General features: G+C 37.9%; 10 protein-coding genes and 2 pseudogenes. 6 read left to right on the top strand and 6 right to left on the bottom strand.

Going from position 1 to position 6,231, the window contains the following annotated elements:
* On the top strand, positions 1–301 hold a 301-nt coding region (locus Sarmat_RS05785; protein ID WP_202149542.1), incomplete at its 5' end, for a transposase.
* Here Sarmat_RS05785 and Sarmat_RS05780 read toward each other — a convergent pair.
* Positions 285–476 (bottom strand): hypothetical protein, encoded by a 192-nt coding sequence (locus Sarmat_RS05780; RefSeq protein WP_202149840.1) that lies wholly within the window; start codon positions 474–476, stop codon positions 285–287. The two genes, Sarmat_RS05785 and Sarmat_RS05780, sit on opposite strands and share 17 nt — an antisense overlap.
* An 86-nt stretch (positions 477–562) precedes the next feature.
* On the opposite strand from Sarmat_RS05780, the pseudogene Sarmat_RS05775 reads away from it, so the two are divergent.
* From Sarmat_RS05775 to Sarmat_RS07450, 3 genes and pseudogenes are all read left to right on the top strand, one after another.
* Positions 563–870: pseudogene (locus Sarmat_RS05775) on the top strand (IS481 family transposase); the annotation flags it as partial.
* Positions 871–1,021: 151 nt separating this feature from the next.
* Positions 1,022–1,213 (top strand): annotated as a pseudogene (locus Sarmat_RS07455) (IS481 family transposase); the annotation flags it as partial.
* A 22-nt stretch (positions 1,214–1,235) separates the two neighbouring features.
* Entirely contained in the window at positions 1,236–1,373 is a 138-nt protein-coding gene (locus tag Sarmat_RS07450; protein ID WP_202149837.1) for a hypothetical protein, read from the top strand.
* A 198-nt stretch (positions 1,374–1,571) separates the two neighbouring features.
* On the opposite strand, the gene dksA is transcribed toward Sarmat_RS07450, so the two are convergent.
* A complete protein-coding gene (gene dksA, locus Sarmat_RS05760; RefSeq protein ID WP_202149836.1) occupies positions 1,572–1,988 on the bottom strand; it encodes an RNA polymerase-binding protein DksA in 417 nt (138 codons plus the stop codon).
* 492 nt (positions 1,989–2,480) lie between these two features.
* Positions 2,481–2,822, bottom strand: a complete 342-nt coding sequence (locus Sarmat_RS05755) for a transposase (RefSeq protein WP_341826615.1) — start codon at positions 2,820–2,822, stop codon at positions 2,481–2,483.
* An 83-nt stretch (positions 2,823–2,905) separates the two neighbouring features.
* Here Sarmat_RS05755 and Sarmat_RS05750 point away from each other — a divergent pair, with 83 nt between their 5' ends.
* Positions 2,906–3,151: a hypothetical protein gene (locus Sarmat_RS05750; RefSeq protein ID WP_202149834.1), complete on the top strand. Its 246-nt coding sequence runs from the start codon at positions 2,906–2,908 to the stop codon at positions 3,149–3,151.
* Positions 3,152–3,344: 193 nt separating this feature from the next.
* Here the strand turns inward: Sarmat_RS05750 and Sarmat_RS05745 are convergent, their stop codons facing one another.
* The gene (locus tag Sarmat_RS05745; protein WP_202149833.1) at positions 3,345–3,962 is read right to left on the bottom strand and encodes a LysE family translocator; all 618 of its coding nucleotides are present in this window, start codon (positions 3,960–3,962) and stop codon (positions 3,345–3,347) included.
* Between the two features lie 57 nt (positions 3,963–4,019).
* On the opposite strand from Sarmat_RS05745, the gene Sarmat_RS05740 reads away from it, so the two are divergent.
* Positions 4,020–4,487, top strand: a complete 468-nt coding sequence (locus Sarmat_RS05740; RefSeq protein ID WP_202149832.1) for an Lrp/AsnC family transcriptional regulator — start codon at positions 4,020–4,022, stop codon at positions 4,485–4,487.
* Between the two features lie 128 nt (positions 4,488–4,615).
* On the opposite strand, the gene dapA is transcribed toward Sarmat_RS05740, so the two are convergent.
* Entirely contained in the window at positions 4,616–5,554 is a 939-nt protein-coding gene (gene dapA, locus Sarmat_RS05735; RefSeq protein ID WP_202149831.1) for a 4-hydroxy-tetrahydrodipicolinate synthase, read from the bottom strand.
* 26 nt (positions 5,555–5,580) lie between these two features.
* On the bottom strand, positions 5,581–6,051 hold the full coding sequence (gene ruvX, locus Sarmat_RS05730; RefSeq protein WP_202149830.1) for a Holliday junction resolvase RuvX: 471 nt from the start codon (positions 6,049–6,051) through the stop codon (positions 5,581–5,583).
* Positions 6,052–6,231: the final 180 nt, after the last annotated feature.

The raw sequence follows: 6,231 nt of genomic DNA, 5'->3' as shown, positions 1-6,231 counted from the left end.
AAAGCAAAACTTTCCGAGGCTGGTAAAAGTTTTAGCAGATCGGGGGTATCAAGGTGATTTACAAAAATGGTTTTATGCGCATACGCAGGGGTGTTTGCTGAGCATTGTCAAGCCGGTGGACAGAACGAGGGGGTTTAAGGTCCAGCAATGGCGGTGGCTTGTGGAACGCTCGTTTGCGTGGCTGGGTAATTTCAGAAGATTATCCAAGGATTATGAGATTTCCCCTTCATCCGCTAAGGCTTTTGTTCAATTAGCTTTCACAAAAATTATGCTGAATAGGTTAGTTAAATGTTTTGCGTGACTGGTTCTAAGATATCCACTACCAACGCTGCAACTTTGACTGCATCTATTAGCTGATTTTTAAAAAATCTGTAAATTCTTTTAATTACTGAATCTTGCTTTGCGTCACTTATTATGCCCTCTGCTATTTTAGGAATTTGTACGTTCTGGATCTTAAAAAGTGATAAAATTATCATCCACAATAATTCGACTCTTGATTTATGTTCGATCCCAGAGAATAATGGTGTATATTATGAAGAGAATAATTTATGGAAAAAATCTTATGGGACAAATATTACACGCGGATGCCAGAACAACGGAGGCAATCCGTAGAGAGATCCGTGATAGTAAAGAGAGCATAGAGAAAGCGGCTAAAAGATTTAATGTTAACCCAAAAACAATCATCAAGTGGAGAAAAAGAGAAGATATGCAAAACCTTCCGATGGGTCCTAAAAAGATAAAATCCACAGTACTTTCTGAGGCTGAAGAAGAGGCGATTGTGGCTTTTAGACAGCTTACACAATTGCCTCTTGATGATGTTTTGTAGCTTACAAGGAGAGCATTCCATATTTGAGCAGATCAAGCCTTCATTAGACCTCTTTCCTAACTCTACTCCTGATGGCAACCGCGGTGACGCTGTCGATGCTCGAGTCCTCACGTACTTCATGTACGTCGCGGCTCTGTGCTTCGTATACTCCTCGCATTTGCTCATCATGAGCGAGGTTGGAAGGAGGTCTATTGTTGCCTAAAGCGTAATGGCTGCTCTGTATTGCCTAAAAAAGAAGTATCTATCTTTGCTGATAAAAAGAAATTCAAGCAATATCCAATTGGATATTTTCATATAGATATAGCAGAAGTCAGGACAGCTGAAGGTAAGTTATATTTGTATGTAGCAATAGATAGAACATCTAAATTTTCTGATGCAGAGCTACATAAAAGCCAGACTAGCTTATTTGATGGCTTATAACTTCGCTAAACGACTGAAAGCTATCAAAGGTAAAACTCCTTGGCAATTTATATTAAATCAGTGGACAACTCATCCTGAATATTTTATACTTAACCCTAACCATTTCTTATTGGGACTAAACACCTAGCTCCTTGCAGAAATCATCAATGTCACAGAAAATATCAACTAGCCGCGCAGATCCATATCTCAACTCCTTTGGTCGGGAAAATTGCGATGATAACCTGTTCCGGGTATCATTTTTAGGTTAACGGGAAATAACCGCTTGATTAATTAGTATATTTTAAAATCAAAACCCATTACTGGGGTTTAAATAGAGATGCTCTTCTTATTCCGCATGATTGCGCTCGTATTTTTCATGCTTCTCCTGCGCTTCTATGCACAGGGTTGCTATAGGTCTAGCTTCTAATCTTCTAATACCTATAGATTCCCCAGTCTCTTCGCAAAAACCATAAGTATTTTTATTGCATCTTTCAATAGCTGCATCAATTTTTTCTATCAATTTAAAATATCTATCGCGCGTTCTGAGTTCAAGTCCAGTCTCAGATTCCACTGATGCTCTGTCTGTACTATCCGCCTGACTCCATTGTCTTTCCTTTAAATATTCTAAAGTCTTTTGAGATTCGAGTAACAACTGCTCCTTCCATCTTAGCAACTTACGTTTAAAATATTCCACTTGCTTAGGATTCATATATTCTTCATCCTCTGACGGTCTGTACGCCTCGTCTATCTCAACATTCGACATAAATACAACATTTTAAATTATCTTATATGATACAACATAGTAATTATATTAAGCAAAATTATTAATTGCAATTACTATTATAAATATATAAAAACAATATATAGTGGTAAAAACTTATGCACATACAATAAATAGTATGTATATTAATAAATAAAAAGATAATTTTCGCCATAATCATTGTTTGGATTTTATAAATAACTGTATATTTATTGCATATTTGTCAATTATCGGTATAAATACTGACAATAAACAGTTGTGTTAAACGAGATGATCAAAATGTATAAGTATGTTGTTTAAAAATTATATCTAATTCAATCTAAATTACTATAACTCCTGTTAATCTTCTGAATTGATCATCTGATAAAATCTTCACTTGTTCATATTTCAATTGCACAACCATAATATTTTTATTGACCTAGCTTGAGTATACACATATATCACAGTTTCAAAAGAGATCTAATATTTTATGAAAAGTCTAGGCAGTATCGACATTTATTTTATCCATAGATAAATTCTGGCTATAAAAACAAAGCCAAAATATGCAATATCAAGCTTGTCGTATCTTGTTGCGACACGCCTAAAATGCTTGAGCTTATTGAACATACGTTCAATTAAATTCCGTTCCTTATACAATTCTTCGTCATACTCCCTTGGTACTTTTCTTCTTGCTCTGGAAGGTATTACAACTTCAGCTTTCGCATCCTTAGCTACCTTAACCATATAATCCGCATCATATTCCTTATCTGCTATCAAGGCCTCCATTTTTCTATCTTTTACCAAATCTAACGCTTTTATATAATCGGACCTTTGTCTCGCAGTAACAAAGAATCTCACGAGATTTCCCAATAGACCTCTTTCGAAACTCGTTCATGATGAGCAAATGCGAGGAGTATACGAAGTACAGAGCCGCAGCGTACATGAAGTACGTGAGGACTTGCGCATCGACAGCGTCGCCACAGTTGCCATCAGGAGTAGAGTTAGGAAAGAGGTCTAATATTGAAAAAAGCCGTATAACTTGCCATGAAAGGTATAAAAAATTGATCATCTTAGCCGCAATTTCGGCTGCAATTATTATTAAAGGATTAATAGAAGCCGGCTATCAAAAGATACAAATGAAGAAAAAAGAAGAGGTAAAAGTTCCCATTGGTCCCTTTTTACCTTAGGCTTTGATAGGTTAAAATTCTGCTTTCATACAACCGCGAAGTGCTTTATCGAGACATTATCTCGCAACTTAAGACCGCTCGACGCCCTCTTTTTTGCACTCTTAAGTAGCAAGCTCAATGTAGGGTACTATGCTCTTGCATAACTTTCTGATTATATAAACCCCTCTTATCATCCATCATATCTATGATATTCTCAATCCAAAAAAAAGCCTAAAATAGCAATCAACCCAAAACTTGCTAATATAAAGCACGAAAGCCATTTTATTCGTGCAAGCCAAAGCTTTGGTAGCTTATGTTTTACTTTGGTTATAATGGCGCCAAGCACGCAAGACCACGTCATCGAACCAATAAAGATTCCAGCCACCATAGCAATAGACTCTAACCCCCCAGAAGATTCGACGCCAATAGAAGCAAAAATACCAATAAAGCTCAAAATAGTCATGGGGTTTACGATAGTTAAAAAAAACACCTCGCCAACAAGCCTGACCGAACTTCTTGCGCTTACTCGCGCCTCAGTACTCACATCGCTACTTTTTGCCTCTTTATATGCAAGATATAACAAAAATACACCCCCTATTAATTTAAACGCCGAACCACCAGCAATTATCGTGTTAGAAACCGCTGTTAATCCAAGTGATGCAATCATCCCATACACACTATCCGCGAGCGCCGCCCCCAAACCAACAAGTAGCGCACCTCTTATGCCTAACTCTAACGTTTTCTTGATGCACAGCATACCTATAGGCCCCACCGGCGCAGCAATTGCAATCCCTATCATCCAGGCTTTACAGAAGGCGAGTAGTATTGACATAAATTTTTATCCTGTATATTATATTTTATATAGGATATTATATCATAAAAAGCTTATATGTCAATGCAAAATAATGAATATGATCATTTAGATCGTATGATAGCAAGATGCATCATGCAAGACGCAACCTTAACCAGCACTCAATTGGGCGAGAAAATTAGACTCTCATCTTCTGCTGCTAATGAAAGATTAAGAAGGTTAAAACAGCATGGGCATATCAAAAAGATTACAGCGCTCGTATCTGCTAAATTTATGGATATGGCGCTGTGCGCTTTTATTTTTGTTACTTTGGATAAAGCAGAGCATCATCATTGCTTTTTGCATGCCATTGCTGGCAATACATCCGTTTTAGAGTGTCATCATGTCACGGGGGAGTGTTCTTACATACTAAAAGTACGTTGCGCCAATACTAAGGCCCTAGAGTGTCTGATTACTGATTTTTTAAAGAGAGAGTGTAATGTTGCAAAAACTCTAACTCAGATCGTGCTCTCATCTCATAAGGACGAGAGTTTGATTGTGGATTGAACACTTGAAGGGGAGATGAGAAGAGAAAGGGGATGTTAGGTAGTAAGATAAAACCTAAGAACTCAATGGCCTACATAAAATCTAAATCTCAAACTTAAAATCAAACAACCTATTTAACCTATTTGCTTTTAAGTGCATGCTGTATTCTTAGCCCTAATCTTCCGCGCCATCTCATACAACACCTTCCTTGTTTCTTCGTTAGGCTGAGCGAGCGGATGTCGCAAATCAGCATTACATAGCTTTAATAAAAACATAAGATATTTAACGCACACAGGATTAGTATCCAGGTTTAACGCATCATAAACCGCGCGCAACTCACCGTCTAAATAGGTGGCGCGATTGAAGTCGTTATCCCTGATAGCCATCGCCATCTTCTGCATTTGCGCCGGTATCACATTAGACGCAACAGACATTAAGCCATTAGCACCAACGCGACTGAATGGAAGCAAAAGCTCATCATCACCACAAAAATACGCGAATGGTTTGTTAATGGAAGAGATGAGGCGTTCAGCTCTCTGCACATCACCACTAGCATCTTTAAAGCCAATAACATTTGGTAATTCAAAAAGATTGTGCAGATCTTCCTCGGCAAAATCCACATTAGTTCTGCTAGGTACAGAGTAGAGGATGATAGGCAGGGTGCTAGCCTCATGCAGAGCCTGAAAATAATTCATAATTCCACTCCTATTAGGCTTAATATATGGAGGGATAGCACACATAATAGCATCAACACGAGCTCTATGGGCTACCTTCGTTTTAAACAGAACCCCATGATAACTTACGTCTGTTACGCCAGCCACTACCAAAAGCCGCTTTGCGCTAAATGTTACAGATCTTTCGAGCAAAGACTCATACTCTTCGGAATTTAAAGAAAAACCTTCCCCAGTAGAGCCAGCCACCACAATGCCCCGCACCCCTCCTTCTATCTGATGATTAATGATCTTATCTAGCGCTAGAAAATCAATTTGTGCTTTTCGAAATGGGCTTACTATCGCGGTCCACAAGCCATCATAATCATGATGTAATTGTTGTAAATTCTTGTTCGGTTCTCCTTGTTGTAATTCCATACTCATGCTCACATCTATTATTCTGTTTATATAGTGTATATTCCAGCTCTACGCAAAAACATCTCTAAAATTAAATAAGCAGCCGTCACATCCTTCATCTCGCGGCGTTTTCTGCCGTCAAACCCATCCATCCTAAGCAATGCATCAGCTTGTATACTGCTCATCCTTTCGTCTTGTAAATAAACGGCGCACATATTATCAAGCGCGTCATTCAGTTTGTTTGCAAAATCTCTTACTAAAGCGGTTTGTGCGTTTTCTTCTCCGTTCATGTGTAGCGGCAGACCTATCACCACCACTTCGCTTTTGAATTGTAACGCATAAGTTTTAATTTTCATATATATGTCATTTCCGTTCGCTATTGTTTGCAATGGAAAAATCACTCCCTGCAGCCTGTTATAGCTAGCTAGACCTACTCTCTTATTGCCATAATCTACAGCTAAAACGCTCAAATCTTGTTTTGACAAAAACTTCTGATCTAAATGTTCTACTAATGCCATATATCTTCAATCATTTTTAAGCTCTTTAATTATCTATATCTCCTTAAACCTTAAATCTAAGAACCAGTCACGCAAAACATTTAACTAACCTATTCAGCATAATTTTTGTGAAAGCTAATTGAACAAAAGCCTTAGCGGATGAAGGGGAAATCTCATAATCCTTGGACAATCTTCTGAAAT

The sequence above is a fragment of the Candidatus Sarmatiella mevalonica genome (genome assembly GCF_016751895.1).
Taxonomy (GTDB): domain Bacteria; phylum Pseudomonadota; class Alphaproteobacteria; order Rickettsiales; family Rickettsiaceae; genus Sarmatiella; species Sarmatiella mevalonica.
This window is presented reverse-complemented; position numbering and strand designations above follow the sequence as displayed.